Raw genomic sequence first — 20,606 nt, forward strand, 5'->3', positions numbered from 1 at the left:
TAATACTAAAATTAAATTTAACTTAAAAAACTATAAAATCAAAAGTAAAAAAAAGTATACAGCGATTTTTAAATAAATCGCTGGATAAAAATTAACCTTCAACCATTATCAATTTTCCCGTTGAAGGGTCCTTATAGACTTTACCCATTTCCATATATCCCTGTCCTGAGCTATTGGAAGTGTCAGGGGTTTCATTTAAAACCTGTCCTTCGCTGACTTCAGTCACGTCAGGTGACGATTCCTCAATAGCTTTTTGCTGATCTTGCGAATCCTGAAAGACAACACTTTGCATATTCCAGCTTATCACAACAAATATCAGCAATCCTACTGCAATAACAAGCATAGCATCAACAAGATTAGATGTTCCGGCCATCGGGTCCTCTTCACCCTCAGAAAATCTCTTATTATTTTTCCTTCTAACCATTAAAACACCTAATTATTTAATTTATCAAGTATTACATCAGTTAAGGCATCCAAATCTGACAGATATTCCTCATACCACCTGCGCCTTATTTTAGATACAACATAAGCAACTGCACCTGAACCAATACCGACCACAGTAGTATCAAATGCTACTATAATCGCATTTGCAAGAGTATTAACATCTCCTGCACCCAATGCGGCAAGTCCCGGACCCATTGGTATTAAAGTTCCCATCAATCCTAATGTTGGACCTATACGGGTAACAATATCTGTTTTTTCTATTTTTTTGGTAAACTTATTTTCTTCCGCTTCAATCAATTTTCTTGCCAAAGTATGCCTAGCCTCGCTGGACAATTCATTGGCACGTAAAACCTTAACCAGAATTACCTTCTGGGATTCATATATTCTTGCATTCTTAACGATGTTTAGAATTTCTTCATAGGATTCGGCATTTGAAATCGAATAGATAATCTTTTCAAGTGAATCAACTGAAATCTTTCTTCGAGAAGTGTATTCAGAAATGAGACCTCCCAATGTAATTACCGCAAAAATTGCGAAAATAACTAAAAATATTATAACTGGAATCTGTAAGCTCTGGGAAATCATGTTCAACCCAGAGGTTATAATTTCACTACCTGGAACTGTTGTCATTTAATAATCACCTAAAATTTGTATTTCTTTTTGAAATAATTCCACCTATCGCCATAATAGCCAAAATAACAATTATAGCAATGCTTACATAGTCAACAGAAGCGATTGTAATAGCATCCATCGGATTTTGAATCATTGCAGTTATGTTTGGAAGGAATAATGCAGACAGCAGGAAATAAATTCCCAAAAAGAACATGAAATTTCCTAAAACAATAGGATAAGGTTTGTTAATAAATCTAACAAGATAATTTGATGCAAAATAGGTCAATACAATTGTTAAAACCAATGCTGAAGCAACAATAACGCTTAAATTCATAAGTCCTAATCCCACAGTAGGGGCAACCAGCAATATGCTTACAAGAATTGATCCAAAACAACACGGACACGGTGCAACAATCGCCATGCATGTTGCTGCAGTAGTATTCCTTTCAAATACCTTATATTCCCTAATTGTGAAAATTCCCGCCAATATCATTATAACGGCCATTATCAAAAAGAATTCAAAATTGTATGTATAAATCAAATCTGTAATTTGAGTTGTGTAAAATGAAGCAATTTGAGTCAATATTAAAACTCCAGCTCCATATCCGATTGAAACCAAAGCAAGATACCTCTTTGACATATTTGCTAAACCAGTGGCCAATCCCAATTTAATTCCAAAGATTAAAACAGCCGATAAAATTCCTAATTGCCATAATATACTAATTGCATCCATTTTAACACCTTAAATTTTTTCGTTATATAATTTATCCAAATCTTTAATTTCTTCTTCTTCATCCCTATTTCTAAAGTAACCTAATGCGATTACTCCTATTAAGCATAATATTCCAATTACTGCAATTATTGATAATCCCACCTCACTTGCAGACTGTGAAGTGATTGGATTAATCTCAACTGATTTTTTAACGTCAGCACCTTCTACGGAAGAACTTCCCGCCTGTACTGACTCACTTCCTGCACCCACATTTGAAAATGCTTCTCCCTGTGCATTTTCACCGTTTTGTGCTGTAGCCTGATTGGTTGTTGTTGAACTTGAATTTGTTGCAATAGTGGCTGAGGATGTTGAACCTTCAACCGGATTGTTCGATGAAGCCTCCTTTGGATTTTGACTGTTATCAGGATTTTCCGGAGGAACGGTTGACTGAGTATTATCTGAAAATACAGGATTTTGGGTTGCTTGGTATAATTTAGGCAATAGCTGAGCCAATATATCTGGATTGACATACTGAACCGCCCATTGCATCATTGCAATGTTTCCGCAACTGCAGTCACAGCATGCAACACCGTTTTGAACTGTGGCCTGAGCCCATGTGTTTGCAATGTTTCTTATTGTACCCTCATTTGCATTCCAATAGCCTTCCTGAATGGCAGTCAGCATTGTTCCACTCATTGAAATAAGAGAATATGCATTATTTCCTGATTTCAACCAATCAGTAACTCCAATATTGTATTTATCATTATAGTAAGTATTATAAACTCTGTTCCATAAAGCATCACTGACAGCAGATGGTCTGGTAACCTGCCAACCATATAAATTAGTTACAAATTTGTTGGACATGTATCTTGCACCGCTGTATCCTTCAGCCATCATTCCCTTAATCCATTCAGGATTATCGTATCTTGAAGCTATTTCCTGATACATCACTTCCTCTAAGGATGCAATGTATGCCTTATCCTTATTTGCGTACATCAATACATTCATGTTAGGGGTTTTGCCGGATATCTTCTCGACGGTCATGGACAATCCTCCCCAGTAATCGAAGAAGTCATCGTTGTCGAGAACACCATATTGATTAGTGTTACGGCTGGTTACAATTGTATCAGAATTGGATAATGCCCTAAGGAATACCAATGGATTTGTATCCCCCCAATAGTTTTTGGAGTACATGTTTCCCATCCTTCCAAGGTAAAAATCGGCAAGCTCGCTTGTATCGTTCCAGGTCCATGACATGGATACCAATTTTGATATGCCCGCACCGTAATCACCGTTTGGTGGTGCAAAAATACGTGTAATTGCATATTCCCCAGCAGTTGTGGCATTATAACCCTGACTCAAGTAATATATGCAGTCTTCGACCCAATGCTTTGCAACATAATTGTCATCAAGCGATTCGGAACTGACACCATAATAGCCAATGCCTTCCATGACAAAATTAATGGCCTCTTTTATTTGCTTACCGTATTGACTTCTCATAAGAGTACTGTTTCGGACAATGGTATTGTAGGATCTTGCAAGTGCCACCCTAAATGCATTATCTAACAAAATAGATTGAGAAGAGTATAAATCCCTAAACAGACCACTAGTAATCACAGTTACATCAATTCTTTTCTTATCCCAACCTTCAGGACGGGTTAAGTCTTCCAAAAGAATATATTCGGGCATGGATTTGGTTTTTTGACCGATTTCCCCATGGTCATGGTCAGGATCATCTTCATCATCTATAAAATAACCTGCACTAGGGGAATCAGACCAGACCGGTTTCATTCCAAGAAGATATAAAACGGATGCAACCAAAGCTCCGTCATCCCTTGCGGTTTCAACACACCAGATACCCATTATGACCTTTTCGGTAGTATCATTCAAACCTGATAATGTCAAGAGCGCCAATGTTTTTGCGTAATTCCATGCATCCTGAGTTGGAAGTTCCTGTGATTGATCTTGATACATATTTCTACCTGTCGGAAGAACAATCGGGTTTAAAATTACTTCTCCACCGGCACTAATCGGAATATATTTACCATTTAAACCGTTGAGCATTGAATTCAACTCATTGGTTACACTTTCATTTATCAAACCTATGTATTTCTTGGCCAGTTGCAAACAGGCAAGAACCTTTGTATTCTCATATAAATTGTTGTCTGCAACCAATGTACTGTAAACGACATCCACATCCCAATAAATCAGGGCTCTGCAGATATCATAAGACTTATTTAAGATAACTTCTCTTTCAAAAGAGGATAAAGCATCATAATCTTTAGAATAATAAATGTGGGAAAGTTCATCGAATAAGTTAGTTTCACCCAGTTCGGTTTCGAAATCGAATGACAACATTACTGAAACCGTGCTTGCAAGGTCTTTTTCAGTCCAATATTGTCCCAAAGCATGAAGACCCAATGGATACAGCACATCCTGAAGCGATTTTAAAAATGTATCCAGCTTCTTGACAAGGACATCATCGGTAAGATTTGCCACTTCATCTACACTTAATCCCAAATTCCTTGAGTAATCCTGGTCAATGATAAAATTGCGTATTTGCTGAGCAAATTCGGCTTTCAATTCTGCATTTTCTGTATTGTAATAATAATTAATCAGATTAACCGAAATTGTCAAGTTTCCATATAAATGAGTATAAGACATTGGAGAAGTCAAATGTGAAATCAATACGGCAAATCCTCTCCTTTTAGCCTGAATAGCTTCTCCCAAACCATCGGAAATGTAGAAATACAATTGAGGCACATCTCCAACAACAACAGATCCGTAATCAGTTGCTGACAATAGGATTTCTTTTCCAGGCAACCATTCATGAGTTGCGTGTCTTCCAACAAAAACCATTGCATTTGAGTAATATTTTTGCATATAGTAATATGCAGCAAGATACTGGTGTGTTGGAGCGACAGCTGTACAGTGATAGAGATTTGAAATGTCCGCCTCCCAACCTCTCTGAGGTTCTGGAGCAATGAAAATATTTCCAAATGTCAAACCCGGAATAACAAAGTAGTCTACTCCATTTCTGTTGACAACCATTACAGTGCCCGGTGAATCGCCCCATCCGTTAAGTCCTGAAACATTCAACTGTTTGAATTCAGCAAAGTACTGTTGGAACAGTTGGAAGTATTTAATATCATGAGTGTTAGTATAGTTTTTCAGGGCCCCTACAATCTTATTTAAAACTATTTTCGCATCGGCCGCCTTATCATCCGGAAGCAATGAGGTAACCTGATTTAGCCAATCATCGATTGTGTCTCCGATAGTCACGGTATAGTTTAACTCGACTGACCTTCTTGCCAGCTCTCCAATGTATGCGACCGGACCTTCACGAACCTGAAGCTTAATGATGTCCTCCAGTGAATTGAACCATTCTGTGTATTCACTGACAGGAAGCAATGTTACGCCAGATTGGTTGGCCAGTTTTTCAAGTTCACCAGGCGCCCAATTAGCGACATTGATTCCACATCTTAAAATCATGTCTTCAAGTTCTGAAACGTTGTTCGGCAAGTCTTCGACAGTGTAGCCTGCAGCCTTTAAAGTATAGAGCATATTATAAATACTGGTAATTGTATCCAAATAACTTGATCCAATATTCTGTTTTCCCGGAGGATAGTTATAATAGATGATGGACAATACCTTTTCACCATTTTCGGCATATTTCAAATCCACCCATGAATCGACCCTATCGGTTAACAGGTCAATGTTTCTTTCATGGGGAATATATGTAACGATTCTTGCACCTGTCAAATTAGAGATATATGATGATATTCCTCCGATGAAAGTCGCGTCAATGATACCCTGAGCTTCTGCAATGGCAACATGCCACCATTTGTCACTTTTTTCTGTAGTCAAACCTGTGCTTCCAAGCTCCCACTGTTCATTAGAAACATAATCTGAATGAACCGCCCTGAAAACTGGAACATTAAGCTCTTCAAAAAAGTCTATTGTTTTTGTGAAATTCTCTCCTCCAACACCATATGCCACCATAGAGATAATGGCATCCACATACATTTCATAATTTGAGGAATTCGCTAAGAATCCTGAAATATCGCTGCCGGCACTTGTGAAAGACTCAACCATGACCCTTAACTGTTCAGCAGTACCACCTGCAGCAAACACTGGAATGACATTATATCCCTTGTCTTCCAATGATTTAATTATTGCATATGTCGGATGCAACTGTTGGGATGAAACATACATCGTACTTTCCAATATTCCTACCGTGCGGGTATTTGAAGAGTTGAAATAAGTCGCAATATATTCATCTAAGGAAAACCACCTTTCCCTATAGATTCCATATAGGTAAGAACCAGTGAAATTCGGTCCCTCATAATTAACATCCGCCCCAAGATAATTCAAAAGATATAAAATTTGATTTTTCATGCTGTTCTTGTCATTGATATCCTTATACAATACCAAATCATTTAACATCTTATTGAATACTGCACCATCGCCCCTTATATATCTTTCAATGTCTTCATAACTTGTTCCTCTTTGGGTATTTGAAAAATATGTTATGATGTCTTCTGTTGTGAATGAGGAAAAAATCTTATTGTAATTAATTGTATTTTGCTTAATCAAGTTAATGGAAGAAGATCCGGAATTAAGATTTCCTGAAGGTGGCTCCAATATTAAAAACACTTGCTTTTGTGCAACGTCAGGATATTTCTCTACAGCACTTGTCAAAACTGCATCAACATCGGTACTAATCCATTCACCGATGAATGCATCAGATTTATAAAGTAAATTTACCAGTTCCAATTCATCCATTGTCTTTATCTGTTCACCACTTCTGACGATTATATTTACATTTTTAAAATCGCTCCCATTGAAAAGTTCCTGACTGGCGGCATCTAAAATATTAGTGCCGGGGTTGTCACTAATAAAAAACAATGTATAATTTTTTTGTGAAGAAACTGTGTTCTCGGATGTGGATTCGAGGAGATTATCTGAATTTAACCCATCTGAAGTATGACCTCCGCTTTCAGTGCAATCTTCAACAACAATATCATCATCAATTAAATCATTATCGCTTCCAATAAATTGGTTGTCCTCAATACTTGTATCTGTATCATTTTCTAGAGCAAAAACAACTTGAGAAGATAAAATAATGATTAAAATTGCAAATATTGCCAAATAAAATCTTTTATTTTTAAACATTTTAATCCCCTACTTTTAATAATAATTATATTTCATTAATTTTATTAATAAATGTTATTAAAGTATTACTAATTTGAGAATTTTATATAAAAAAGTAATACAAAAAATTTAAGGCCTACAAAATATTTATTAAATCAAAAAAACAAAAGTATATTATTAGAAATAGGGGATAATATGAAAGTAGGGAATGGTATTGTAAAGAAGTATTCTAGAGAGTATAATAGAACATTAAAAAATGGTGAAAGGAAGAAATATACTACAGAGCAGATACAAATTACAGTGCCGAAAAATGAAGACATCTATGAAAACAAGGAAGAAGTTCTTATTATCCCAAATTCAGAAATTGAAAAATTCAAAAGTAGAGAGGAAGAGATAATAGTATTGAGAATAGCTAATTATTTACATGTTGAGGAAGTGAAAAAATTGGAAGAACAACTTAAAAATACTAATCAGGCACCTACTTTGGAATTTGAAAAGGAAATCAATGAACTTAAAGCTGAAATTGCACGTAAAGATGAAGCGTTAAGTGAAATGGAAAACAAATACCAAAATTTACATCAGGACAATATTGATTCACTTAAAAAAGAAAATGAAAACATCAAAGACAAACATTCCAAATTAATCGTTGAAAACGAAAACCTCAAAACCAAGTTTGTCAACATCAAAACCGAAAATGAAAACCTCAAAACCAAGTATTCAAGCATCAAGGAAGAAAATAAAAACCTGAAAACAAAATGTTCCAATTTAAAAGAAGAGCACTCCTCAATTCGTGAAAGCTATAATCAGGTTTCCATAAAATATGACCATCTAAAACAGGAAAATCTCAACACCAAAACCAGCTATGCTGAAATCTATGAAATAAATGAAAGTCTGGAAAAAGATTACGATTCACTTTTAGACGAATACAATGATTTGGTTGATAAGTTCAATGACATGCAGGATGAGCTGTATAACCTCAAAACCCATCAATCCCGCGATGATTATATCGCTAACAGAGTTAAAGAATTTATGTTAAACAGATCCTAAAGAGTTTTGTAGTCATCCTGAAACTCTGGATTCCACCTTTTTAGACTTGGAATGAAAAATGCAGTGATTCCAGTCGCTTGAGTTTCTGCAAGTCTAGGATTTTTTTCCATCATCTCTTTTGTTTTTCGAACAATCATCTCTTCCAAAGTTATGTCCGGTTCTGTATACTCGCCGTTCTGATAGCAGTCCTTACAAAACTCAGGATTTAGACTGCCGTCCTTATTTGTTCCATAATCTTCTTTTACAATAGGTTGTCCGCAAGAATTACAAAATCCCATAAAAAAAACTCCTTTAAAAAAAAATAGTTGTAAATTAGAGATTAATCTAATTTACTTTTTTTCGTCTTCATCAGTTACATTGATGTTTTCATCTTCATCCATTGCAAGTCTCATGTTGTCTGGGTCTGGCTCGAAATGTTCTAAGAAGTCTTGAGCAGCTCTTCTTACATCTCTTGAACCGATAATGTATCTACCTGCAATAATGATGTCTGCACCTAAATTAATTGCTTCTTCAGCATTGGAAGGTTTAATACCTCCAGCAACAGCAATAAGGCCTTTGTCACCAAGAACTTTCTTGATATTTTTGATATTACCCCATTCAGTCATGTCTTTAGGATCTCCACCTTGTTCTTTCAACATGGTTTCCTTATCGACATTCCTGTGCAATAAGACGATGTCCGGTTTTAAATCATCAGGAAGTTTTGATAATTTATCTACAAATCCTTTAACATTCATCATGTCTAAAATTGAGTAGATACCTTGTTTTTGAGTTTCGTGAATTGCTTTTGCAATAGATTCGATAGTACCGAGACCTGAAATTGCAACAGCATCAGCAGTTTCATCAGCAGCCATCTTAACTTCAACACGGCCTACATCCAAGGTTTTTAAATCAGCAATGATGAAAGCATCAGGTCTGAGTTGACGGATTTTACCAATGATTCCAACACCGAATTTTTTAACCAAAGGAGTTCCCGCTTCGAGAAGGATTCTGTCATTGTCAGGCAAGTCGTTGATGATTCTTTCCATTGCAGCCTCATTGTCAAGGTCAAGTGCAACTTGCAAGTATGGTGGGCTCCATAATTTTTTGACTTTGAATCCCATAATTGGGTGAGTTCCACGGTCTTTTTCTGCAAGTACTTTTTCAATGTCTGGATATCCTTCCATCGCTCTTCTGATTGCGAGTTTGGTTGCTCCATAATTGTATTGATAGATTTTTCTGAAATCTTTTGCGGAAGGGTCGATGAATACGCTTACATTAATTACAATGTCTTCAACGATTTTTTTATCAATGTATCCTTCCTCTACCGCATCAGCCACTGCTCTTGCAACAGCAGTCTGTGCAGGTCCAAATATTTTACTTGCATCTTCCAAATCTCCAACAGTTACTTTAGGAATGATTAAAGTAGCCGGTTTGGTCATTAAGTTAGGTCTGATTACACTTGTTAGTGGAGTGTGGCCTATAGATAAATTGGATAAACCGTTTGCAAATGCTTGACCGACTGGTCCTTGCTTGTCTCCAATTAATAAATCGATATGTGCTAATTCAGGGCCGTCTCCAATAAGAGCTTCTCCTATATTATACATTGGGTCCATTAAATTTCCTCCATATTATACTATAAATTTCATTTTTAATAAACTATTGGAAGTTAATCCTCTTTGAGATATCCTTAGGCAAAGGCAATCTTCTGAAAGGTTTTCCTTCACATTTAGCATTAATTTCATCAATTAATTCATCGACTGTCATGTCGACTTTTTCACCGGTTTCACGTACAGTAACTTGGAATTTACCGGTTTCAGCTTCCTTGTCACCAACGACAAAAATGTATGGAATCCATTCTTTTGCTGCGTTTCTTATTTTCTTACCTACGCTTTCATCCCTGTCGTCAATGTCAACACGAATGTTGGAAGCGTTGATTTTTGAGTACAGCTCTTCTGCGAATTCCTTGTGATTCTCTCCAACTGTCAATATTCTTGCCTGAATTGGGCTTAACCAGGTCGGAAGCATTGGTGCGCGTTCATTAATCTCAAGTGCGGTCTTTTCAAGCATCGCACATAATACCCTTTCGATACTTCCGGTTGGGGAGGTGTGCAATATTGTAGGATTGTGCTGCTCGCCGTCTTCACCGAGATAGGTGATGTCAAACCTTTTACCGCTTTCAACATCGATTTGAACAGTAGGGTTTTCAATAGGACGGCCTAATGCGTCGATGTTTGCAAGGTCGATTTTGCATACCCAGTAATGGTGTCTTTCAGGTAAGATTTCCAATAGAATCGGTTTTTTGAACTTGTCAGCAATCTCATACATCCACTCTTCGTTTTCATCAAAGAAGTCCTGGGTTGCCCTGAAGATAACTTCAAAGTCCAAGTTCAAGTCCACACCGGTTTGCATACACATGTCGGTCTGTTGGGAGAATTCCTCAAGGGATGCCTGAACATCTGTACAGAATGAGTGGCAATCAGGCATTGTGAATGCCCTTAACCTTTTAAGTCCGACAACTTCACCTTTTTTCTCATAACGGAAACTGTATCTTGTCAGCTCAAAAATCTTTGCAGGGAAATTTTTCCATGTGAGATATGAATCGGACATCAATCTGAATGCACCGAAACAGGCTGCAAATCTAAGCATCAGTTTCTTTTTGGTGTCTGTTCTGTATTGCCTTTCGCCGAACTTGTATGCATGCTCATATATTGCCTGGTTGTCCAAATCGTAAAAGATTGGGGTTTCGACAGGCATTGCACCACGCTCAACAGTCAAGTCATAAACGTAATCTGCAAGAAGATCCCTGATTAATTTACCTTTAGGGTACCATCTGAGGTTACCTACATCTGATGCAGGTTCATAGTCACATATTTCCTTTTCCCTCATCAGCTTGACGTGAGGAGGTTCGCCTTCGTCAGACGCTCCGCATCCGAGCTCATAGTCAACCAATTGCTTGAAGGCATGGTTTGTGAATTCAAAATCTTCGATTTGGGTAATCTTGTTTCCTTCAAGAATTTGCCATTTGGAAGGTTTTCTTTCAACTTTTTCCTCTTCGGCATCGGCTGTGATTGTTCTTGAAAGTTCACTTAAAGGGTGTCCTTTACAGGAGATTTCAAACGCCTTATACCATCCGAAAGGTACTCTTTTTACAGTTAAGTTTTCAGCCAAAAGCGCTTCTTCTGCATCTTTTAAAATTTGAACAGCAACTTTTGGAGACCCTAATGAAGAAGACAAGTGTGCATATGGATATAACACTATGTTTTCAGCTTTAACTTGATCATTAGTTTTTATGACTTCTTTAACTAGATTTTTAACAATACCTTCTGGGTTATCTTCGTCGTCTTTTTCAACAGCTGTAAATACTACTAAAGAATCATCAAAGGAGCCTTCTTTTTTAGCTTCTTCAATATCTTCGGCTACAGGTGTCTCTTTTTTCACATTGTAGTTTAAATAATCAGAATGAATAAGAAGTATTCTCATTTAATCACCATATATTAGTGATTGAATTTATATTTTTAATATTATATATAAATTAGGAAAAGGCGATTTTAACCCATTTATTGGTCATGAAATAACTTTGATTAAAATGATTATAAGCACTATAAAAATAATTAGTGTATGCAATACATAGAGAATTATTAACTATGGATTCAATTTAATTAATTCATTATAAAAAATAGCAACAATTGATTTTGTTAATCTATACGTGATGCTGTAAAAAAATAAAAAAAGAAAATAAGGATGTTTAATCCTTATCTTTTTATGACTAATTTTTTAGATACTTTGTCTTTTCCATAAGCTACAATGTATTTGTATTTTTTACCAACAGTGTGTTTCCTGAGCATGGATTTTTTGACTTTCCATATTGCTTTTCCTTTTTTGTTGGTTTTTACTTTGTATTTTTTGCCGTTGAATTTGATAGTAATTTTTTTACCCTTGAGGTATTTTTTATTTACTTTCTTCAAGGCGATTGTTACTTTTGTAACTCTATTGGATTTTTTGACATTCCTGTTTTTGGCTTTAATCACGTGTTTGATTGTAACTTTGTTGGTTACTTTTACACCTTTGTATACAGCGGTTATGGTGTATTTTTTAACTTTAACTTTTGTGTTAAGTTTCAAGGTTGCATAACCCAACTTACCAGTTTTAACAATGTATGTTTTGCCGTTGTATTTGAAAGTAACATTTTCACCAGCACCAACTGCCTTACCGTCTTTTGTTACAAGAACTCTGTAGTATGCTTTAGCTGAGTAAAGAGCATTGACATTCTTGTTGTTTTCAATCTTGTAAACAGGTTTTTTGACAGTTAAATTGCTTGATTTGGAAGCACTGGAGTATTTGCCATCACCGGTGTAAATAACAGTTACATTGTGTTGGCCTTCAGACAAAGCAGGCACTTTTACACTAGCAGATCCGTTTTCTAAAGCTGCAGCATATTTGGTTCCGTCAACATCCACTATGAGGAAACCGGTAGCATCTGCCGGTAAGCTAATTGAATAGGTAGCAGGTGCATCGGTATCAGCGCTTTCAGGAATAGTCAATGCATTTTCAGGCAGGTTTGAAGGTATAGAAACATCTTTGGTTGTAGTTGCGTTGACGTATTTGTCATCACCAGTGTATGAAACGGTTGCGGTGTAGTTTCCAGGAGCCAATCCAGGAACAACGATAGTTGCAGTACCATTTTTAACTGGAGCGTAATAATGTTGACCGTCAATATCAACTAACAGATATCCTTCAGCATCTTTAGGCATGCTGATTGAAAATACGCTATCAGTACTGTTTTCCGGGAAGGTGACATTGAAATCCAGTGTTGGGGTTTCAGATACTGTGAACTGAAGAGTTGCTGAAGATTCGGTGAACATGTCATTCTCAGCATTGGTAATAGTGACTGTGTAGTCGCCGACACTTAATCCGGATAAGACAAGTATGCCGTCTATGATGTCATATGCCTGTTCAACGCCGCTTTCATTCACTACAGAATATGTTACAGCAGTTTCATTTTCAACGGTGTATGAAATTTCAACAGGGTATCCGAAAATTGCGTAAGAAACAGGATCAATAGTGACTTTTGAACCGGCTTTAGCAACAGTTACGGTTGTACTTACAATATCAGATGCGTTATAATGGTCGTTACCATTGTATTTTACGCCAATGGTGTGTGTGCCTGCACCTAAACCAGGGATGCTTACGGTTGCATTAGCATATTCGTCACCAAGCACGACAGTTGCAAATTCAGTACCATTAATATAGATGGTTACATTACCGTTTGCGGAATCAGGGTTCATATTAACTGTGAATGTAGCGTTCTGTCCGCCTAAAATGTTTGCAGTGACATCAGTGATTTCAACAGTTGCTGCACGTTTAGACACAGTGAACTCTGTGCTGTTGGTTGCATTGTTGAAGTTATCATCACCTAAGTAGGTAACAGTGATTTCATAATCTCCAGGAACAATGTCAATTAAATCTAAAGTGTAGATACCATCTTCAAGATTTACTAAGCGTGCAACGCCATAACCTTCAATCAAGATTTGACCGGTTGCCCTAGCAACTGTTAGACCACCAGAAATATTGCTGACGAAAATTGAAACAGCAACAGGCTCTTTAGTGTCTAAATTCTCAATAACATACATAACAACCATAGGATCAGCTTTGCTTACTGCAAATTGTTTATTAGCATCAGCAGAAGTGTAGTTAGCATCACCATCGTATCTTACATAGTATGAGTGTTTGCCCGCAGTCAATAAATCGGATGGAACAGCGATGTTTGCAGTACCATTAATCAATTCGTAACCGGTTATGCTAACGATTTCACCATCAATTGAAAGCATTACATTACCGGTAGCGTTTTCAGGTAAAACCACTTTAATTACAACACCTTCATCACCAACCTTAATATCTGGAGTGATTTCGGTTTGCATTGTAGTTTCTGCCTTATTGACAGTGAATTTTCTAGAATCAGCACTGGAAGCATAGTAATCATTGCCATCATTTCCGACTACAACAACATACTTGCCAGCGGCTAAGTTAGGCAATACAATGGAACCCTCGTATTCACTATCATTAACGACAATAGTGGCACCATAAACCGGTTCTAATCCTGCATCAGTAGCAACATTAATATACACAGTAGTTGCATTTAAAACACTGAATCTGATGCTCACATTATTTCCATAGACTACATCCTCGATATGTTGAACATCAACAAAGGATTTAGCTTTATCAACAGTGAAATTCGCAGAAGTAGAACTGAACTCATAGTTATCATTATCCTCATTGTAGAGTACAACAACATAATTGCCAGGAACTACATTAGACAATACAAGAGAATCAGCGTATTCACTATCATTTACCTCAATAGTAACATTATAAACAGGCTGTAAATCCTCAGTAGCAACATTAATAAACACAGTAGTTGCATTTAAAACAGTGAATCCGATACTTACATTATTTCCATAGGTTACATTCTCAATAGGTTTAATTTCAACAGAAGATTTAGCCTTATCAACAGTGAAATTCGCAGAAGTAGAACTGAACTCATAGTTATCATTATCCTCATTGTAGAGTACAACAATGTAATTGCCAGGAACTACATTAGACAATACAAGAGAATCAGCGTATTCACTATCATTTACAACAATAGTAGTATTATAAACAGGTTGTAAATCCTCAGTAGCAACATTAATAAACACAGTAGTTGCATTAACAACTGTAAATCCAATGCTTACATCATTTCCATAGGTAACATTGTTAACAGGTTCAATAGTAACTTTAGAAAGTGCTTTTCCAACAGTTATAGCATTAGGTACCACTCCAGTTCTGGCATTATAGTTATCATCACCGTTGTAAGTTAAGGTAATGTTATGTGTACCGACAGCTAAACCTGAGAGAGTCAGTGTTACATTTGCATTTTCATCAAGGGCGAATGTTCCACATTCAGCATCATCAACAAAGACTGTTACATTACCGGTAGCAAAGTCAGGACTAATATCGACAGTAATAGTGGCATTTTCACCATATCTGATTTCCGGAGTCACGGTTTCACAAACAATGCTAACATCGGCCTTAGCCACTTTTACTGTTTCGGTGTCATTCATTGTATTCAAATGTTCTTCATCGCCTAGATAGTATACTGTAATAGCCCAACCGCTTTCATTAACAGGCAAATTAGGAACAGGTATTGAGGCAAAACCAATAATAGTGGTATCCATTGAGAATTTTCCACCAACATTAATACCGATCCTGCCATCTATTGGAGTGCCATCAGCTTCTGTTAAATTAATGTTAATGACAGCATCTTCACCGTAGGTGATGTCCTCAGCAGTCACATTCAAGATTGGGAGTGGATATAATACAGTGAACAATCCAGTTGCGTAAGCACCATTGTAATTATCATTTCCAGGGAAGATTCCTAAAGCGGAGTAATGACCAGGAGCCAATCCGGATATGTTGAATGAACCGGTTCCGTTAGCAACTGTAACGGCGTATTCAGTGTTGTTTACGACCACATTAAATGTTTCGTTTAATCCTTCGCCGTTGAGGCCTAATAAGGTTACATCTAGGGTAACATTTTCGCCGAATCGAATTTTAGGTAAAACTTCAACTGTGAATTCGGAAATGTTTACTTTTGGAACATCTAGGATACCAGTGTATTTTACCAAATTAGATAAATCCAAATTAGTAGAAATTATGTTAGAACCTGCAGTTTGAATAGTATAGTCTGCAGTGTATACTCCGGTGTTTTCGTCAAAGAAAATACCCTCAATAGTTTCACCATTAACTGAGAATCTGAAATCAGCGTCATAAATGACATTTCCGTTTTCATCAGTTAATGTTGCATTAAGTGTGACGGTATCTCTAAATTCAGCAGGAATGGTTTGATTTCCTAAGAATGTAGCTTTCAATTGGCTAACAATATCAATTCCAGATTGAACAAAGATTTGTACGTCACTACCTGTGATTGTATTGTTGGATAACTCTAATGTTGCATCAGGATACCAAAGATAAATAGCGTTGGTATCGCCTGGAGCTTCATTATCTATGAATACAGAATCAGAAACGCTTGTACTGCCTGATGAAATAATTGCTCCACCTGCTAAGGATGCAGTGTTTTCAACAAAGGTAGAACCATCAACCACTAAGTCACCTAAACCTTCATTTTCAATGGCACCACCATAAGAAGCATTGTTGCCGATGAATTCTGAATCAGATACAGTCACTTCAGCATCATTACTCCATAAGTATACAGCACCACCATCAAGTTCTGCAACGTTGTCAATGAAAGTACAATTGTCAATAAGGGAATCCTCAGCAACGCCAGCAAGACTTACAGCTCCACCAACTTTAGCGGAGTTTCTATTGAATTTGGAATTGGTAATTTTTGCAGATGAACCATCGTTCATGACCAATATTGCTGCTCCTTGAGTATTTTCTGTGCCTGAACTACCTATTCCTACAGCAGCATTATCATTGAAGGTACAATTATCAACAACAAGCATTCCACCTTCATTGTAAATTGCTGAACCGAAAGTAGCATTGTTTCCTTCAAATACGGTATTATAAGCTTCTAATACAGAATCTTCATTTTGGTATATTCCAGCTCCCCAAGAACCGGTGTTGTTTGCAACGTAAGAGTTTTTAATTGTTATGCCTCCACCAAAATTAAAGATCACAGCATTGATTAAGTGACCGTCATTACCATCACGAATAACAATGTCTTTCAAGTTATTTGTGACAGCTGTATCATTTATATGAACAATTCCACCTTTATTGTAGATGGCTGCTCCACCGTTATCATCATTTTCAGCACGGTAGGTAATGTCATTACTGTCAATTACACAACCATCAATTTCCACTAAGCCTTCTGTGTAAATTGCTCCACCACGGTAGGTAGCGGTGTTATTGAGGAAGTTTACATTATAAGCGATGAAAATTTCACCTTTATTAATGTATAGTCCAGCACCTTTATCGGCTTTACCATCACGAATTGTCATATTAGATAAAGTTATCAAGTTGGAAGTGATATTAAAGACTCTAGCTTGATTATTACCGCTAATGGTGTGACCTTTACCGTCAATGGAAATTCCTGGGCCAATTTTAATACCATTTACTAAAGCGGAATCTACTGTTTCGCTGTAAGTGAAGTCGTATGGTAATTCAAATGTATCTCCTTCAAGGTTGTCAAGCCGATATTGCAAGTCTGTGAAGGAGCCTTTTTTGATTACAACAATTGTACCGGTTGTAATGGTTAAGTTATTTGAATCGGATGTGACAGTGACTGTGTAAGTTCCAGGAGTTGCATTTGCAATTGAACTCTCATATCTACCGGATGTTGAATTGTAAATAGCTTCATAAGATGTAGCCAATTCATCAAGGTAGAATTTTAAAGTATGATCCATAACTAAATTACCATTGTCATCAGTGAGAACAGCATATAAACTTACATCATTGTAAAAAGTATGAGTTTCACCATCTAAAACTGTAACCATTAATTCAGAAGTAATGGAACCGCCCCAGTTACCTATTGCTGTAGCATCGCCAGTAATAGTGTTATTTGATAATTTTAAATCACCATCGGTTGAAATAGCACTACCCCAACCTGCAGTGTTTCCTTCAAATTCGGAGTTTTCCACGGTTACAGCAGCATCGCTTTGAGTCCAGAGGTATACTGCTCCACCATCATTAGCAGCGTTATCGATGAATGTACAATTATCTACAAGACTATCGCCATCAACACCAGCAAAACTTACGGCACCACCAGTATTAGCGGAGTTACCAATGAAAGTAGAATCGATGATGTCTGCAGAAGCGCCATCAGGGAATACGACAATTGCTCCACCATGAGTGTTAGAAGTTCCTGAACTTCCTACACCTACGCCTTTGTTGTTTTCAAAGGTACAGTTTTTAACGTCTAAGTTTGAAGATTCTATAAATATTGCACCACCGAATGTAGCGTTGTTTCCTTCAAATCTGGAATTAACAACATTTAAAACATATTCTTCAGTGTTTAAGTATCCAAGGGAACTTATTGCTCCACCCCATGATCCGGTGTTGTTTGCAAAGTAAGAATCTTTAATTAAAGTATCGCCGGAAGTTACAACGACACCAACCAATAAATCTCCATTGTTTCCATCACGAATAACAATGTCTTTGAGGTTATTGGTAATCTTGGAATCTGAAATGGTTAAAACACCTTTTAAGTTGTAAATTGCAGCTCCACCGTTATCATCGTTAGCAGTACGGAAAGTAATGTCGTTGCTGTCAAATACACAGTCTTTGACATCTGCAGTACCTTCAGAGTAGATTGCTCCACCACGATAAACAGCAGTGTTATTAATGAAGTCTACAGTTTGAGCAATTAAGCCGTTAGCGGCTTCCACATAAACAGCACCACCTTTTTCAGCATTACCATTCTTTAAAATAATCTTATTTAAGGTTAATGTGGCACCATCATTTACAGAAAAGATTCTGCCTGAATTAGCTGCATCTAAATATGTGCTAATTTCACCTTTATAATTTACAAATCCAGTAATTGTTAAATCTTTTTCAACAATAATACCATCTGCAAATGTTGCTTTTTCATCGTCCGCTTTGGTGATTTTAGATGAACCAATACTGATTTCCCCACCATTAACCAAAGCAATTAAATCACTTAATTGGGTAAAAGTGGTCATACTATCTTGATAAAGAGTACCTTGATTGTCTATTGCAAATTCACCCACATTTGTGAAAGTGGAAGGATTAGCTACCTTTAAAGTAACTCTACCATTGTTAACTATAGCACTAGTGCCGTCACCAACCACATTAGCCTTATCTAAAGTTAATGTAGCACCTTCATTAACTGTGAATACTTTACCAGTATTAGCGGTGATTGTGTGGTCTTGTGCATAAATAGAAACAGAATGACTAATAAGAATACCATTTGCAAAAGTCTGTTCCTCTTCATCTGATTTCAAAACATTTCCGGTTAATGTAATTGCTGCATTTCCAGCATCAACAATGTCTTGTAAATCCTGGAAAGTTAAGTCACCATCAAAGATAATGGTTCCGGAAGTCACATAAGGAACTTCTCCATTTCCAACAGTGACAGCAACTGTACAGCCGCTACTTGAAGAAATATCTTTTCCGTCATTATCATATACATTATCGCTAACAGTGACAGTTCCGCGATTATTAACGTTTATGATTGTATTGGTGAATGATGAACCGCTGATGTCTGCATTTTTAAGATCCAATCCTCTTCCACGACCTATGCTATCTGTGAAATTAGAGTCTTCAATGGTTATGGTATTATCATTAAATATCGCTCCGCCAAATCCTCCTCTATTATTGGTTTTACCATTATAACTTTCGGAATTAGATGCAAGAGCAGTGTTATTTGTGAAAGTACATCCAGTTACTTGAGCGATTTGAGTGGTGATTGCACCACCAATGGCTGCTGTGTTATCTTCGAAAGTACAATCAGATATTAAACCATCATCATTATCGTTTTCTTGTGCACAAATGGCTCCGCCATTAGCATAATTACTTGTACTACTACCTGTACCTTTAGCATCGTTTCCTCTAAAAGTAGAGTTAGAAATAGTATATTTACTGGATACTATGTTAATAGCTCCTCCATTAAATGCAAAGTTATCTTCAAATGTGGATCCGACAACATTTAAAACTGCATTGTCACCTTGACTTAATATAGCACCACCATATGATCCACTATTCTTTCCAAAGTATGAATCAGATACGGTTAAAGCACCGTTTTTACTTGTTACAGCAGCACCTGATAAATCACCGGTGTATTGTCCGGTTCCTCCACGGTGTACAATGTTTTTTAAGTTATTGGTTATTGTAGATGTGGATATGGTCACATCACCAGCAGCACTGTATATTGCTGCCCCTCCATAACCGTTTACGCTACGGTCGGTTAAGTCATTTCCATCAAAAGTAGAACCAGTTACATCCAGAGTTCCGCCATTATTGTATATTGCACCACCGCTTTTGGTAGCGGTGTTGTTAATGAAATATGAATCACTAATGGACAGTGTTCCTCCGTTATTGTAAACAGCTCCACCGTTTTCAGCATTACCGTTTATCAGTGTTACACCTATTAAAGTTAAGGTATAGCCTGAATTAACATTAAAAATTCCACCAAGATTGTTTGCATCAATCTTATGACTGTTACCTTCTATAGTAACGTCTCTTGAAATTGATATGTCATTTTCGCCTTCAACACGGGTGTAGTCCTTATCCATTACGACCATGCCTGTGTTGACAGAGGTTTGAAGCTCAGTGAAATTACCGTCTCCATCTGCAGCCAATACATCCGCATTATTTTCAGCCGTTTGAATATCATCAACGGCATCTGTTGAAACCACTTCATCTATAGCGGTTTTTTCAATGGATTGTATTGATGAGTCTGAAGAATCGTCAATGTCTGCTGCTGAAACAGCAGAAATTGATAATATTATTGTTATCATTACTAATATTATTGCCTTTTTCGATTTCTTCATTTTAGCAACCTCAATTCAATGAATCTGCTTTTTAAATAAAGTTATGGTTGATAGTTTTAAAGTGTTAATCAACGATAATATATAACTTACACATAATATATAAACTATTCTAAATGATATTCAGATATTTGAACTATTTTAAAAATGATTATAAGTAA

General features: G+C 36.7%; 9 protein-coding genes. 1 reads left to right on the forward strand and 8 read right to left on the reverse strand.

The annotated features are described in order from the left end of the window. Window positions 1-91: 91 nt before the first annotated feature. From ACJMML_RS08490 to ACJMML_RS08505, 4 genes are read right to left on the reverse strand one after another with little or no spacing between them, the layout of a single operon-like run. Entirely contained in the window at window positions 92-424 is a 333-nt protein-coding gene (locus tag ACJMML_RS08490) for a DUF2149 domain-containing protein (protein ID WP_303738583.1), read from the reverse strand. A gap of 8 nt (window positions 425-432) precedes the next feature. Then, entirely contained in the window at window positions 433-1,074 is a 642-nt protein-coding gene (locus ACJMML_RS08495; RefSeq protein ID WP_405306894.1) for a MotA/TolQ/ExbB proton channel family protein, read from the reverse strand. 7 nt (window positions 1,075-1,081) lie between these two features. Further along, window positions 1,082-1,789 (reverse strand): DUF2162 domain-containing protein, encoded by a 708-nt coding sequence (locus ACJMML_RS08500; protein ID WP_303738585.1) that lies wholly within the window; start codon window positions 1,787-1,789, stop codon window positions 1,082-1,084. Between the two features lie 9 nt (window positions 1,790-1,798). After that, window positions 1,799-6,943 carry a cobaltochelatase subunit CobN gene (locus ACJMML_RS08505; protein WP_405306895.1) on the reverse strand — a complete coding sequence of 1,715 codons (5,145 nt, stop codon included), beginning with the start codon at window positions 6,941-6,943 and terminating at the stop codon, window positions 1,799-1,801. A gap of 174 nt (window positions 6,944-7,117) precedes the next feature. Here ACJMML_RS08505 and ACJMML_RS08510 point away from each other — a divergent pair, with 174 nt between their 5' ends. Further along, window positions 7,118-7,969, forward strand: coding sequence for a phosphoserine phosphatase (locus ACJMML_RS08510; protein WP_405306896.1), 852 nt, complete (start codon window positions 7,118-7,120; stop codon window positions 7,967-7,969). Here the strand turns inward: ACJMML_RS08510 and ACJMML_RS08515 are convergent. From ACJMML_RS08515 to ACJMML_RS08530, 4 genes are all read right to left on the reverse strand, one after another. Next, a complete protein-coding gene (locus ACJMML_RS08515; RefSeq protein ID WP_303738588.1) occupies window positions 7,966-8,247 on the reverse strand; it encodes a zinc ribbon domain-containing protein in 282 nt (93 codons plus the stop codon). The two genes, ACJMML_RS08510 and ACJMML_RS08515, sit on opposite strands and share 4 nt — an antisense overlap. A 51-nt stretch (window positions 8,248-8,298) precedes the next feature. Continuing rightward, window positions 8,299-9,552 carry a bifunctional 5,6,7,8-tetrahydromethanopterin hydro-lyase/3-hexulose-6-phosphate synthase gene (locus tag ACJMML_RS08520; RefSeq protein ID WP_405306926.1) on the reverse strand — a complete coding sequence of 418 codons (1,254 nt, stop codon included), beginning with the start codon at window positions 9,550-9,552 and terminating at the stop codon, window positions 8,299-8,301. 52 nt (window positions 9,553-9,604) lie between these two features. Continuing rightward, window positions 9,605-11,428, reverse strand: a complete 1,824-nt coding sequence (locus tag ACJMML_RS08525; protein ID WP_405306897.1) for a threonine--tRNA ligase — start codon at window positions 11,426-11,428, stop codon at window positions 9,605-9,607. Between the two features lie 272 nt (window positions 11,429-11,700). Next, a complete protein-coding gene (locus tag ACJMML_RS08530; protein WP_405306898.1) occupies window positions 11,701-20,448 on the reverse strand; it encodes an Ig-like domain repeat protein in 8,748 nt (2,915 codons plus the stop codon). Between the last annotated feature and the right edge of the window lie 158 nt (window positions 20,449-20,606).

The organism is Methanobrevibacter sp., from assembly GCF_045130115.1.
Lineage (GTDB): Archaea > Methanobacteriota > Methanobacteria > Methanobacteriales > Methanobacteriaceae > Methanocatella.

Excerpts from the sequence above, each read along its gene's own strand:
- ACJMML_RS08490 (WP_303738583.1), bottom strand. The coding sequence starts at position 424 with ATGGTTAGAAGGAAAAATAATAAGAGATTTTCTGAGGGTGAAGAGGAC.
- ACJMML_RS08525 (WP_405306897.1), bottom strand. The coding sequence starts at position 11,428 with ATGAGAATACTTCTTATTCATTCTGATTATTTAAACTACAATGTGAAA.
- ACJMML_RS08515 (WP_303738588.1), bottom strand. The coding sequence starts at position 8,247 with ATGGGATTTTGTAATTCTTGCGGACAACCTATTGTAAAAGAAGATTAT.
- ACJMML_RS08505 (WP_405306895.1), bottom strand. The coding sequence starts at position 6,943 with ATGTTTAAAAATAAAAGATTTTATTTGGCAATATTTGCAATTTTAATC.
- ACJMML_RS08510 (WP_405306896.1), top strand. The coding sequence starts at position 7,118 with ATGAAAGTAGGGAATGGTATTGTAAAGAAGTATTCTAGAGAGTATAAT.
- ACJMML_RS08500 (WP_303738585.1), bottom strand. The coding sequence starts at position 1,789 with ATGGATGCAATTAGTATATTATGGCAATTAGGAATTTTATCGGCTGTT.
- ACJMML_RS08520 (WP_405306926.1), bottom strand. The coding sequence starts at position 9,552 with ATGTATAATATAGGAGAAGCTCTTATTGGAGACGGCCCTGAATTAGCA.
- ACJMML_RS08495 (WP_405306894.1), bottom strand. The coding sequence starts at position 1,074 with ATGACAACAGTTCCAGGTAGTGAAATTATAACCTCTGGGTTGAACATG.
- ACJMML_RS08530 (WP_405306898.1), bottom strand. The coding sequence starts at position 20,448 with ATGAAGAAATCGAAAAAGGCAATAATATTAGTAATGATAACAATAATA.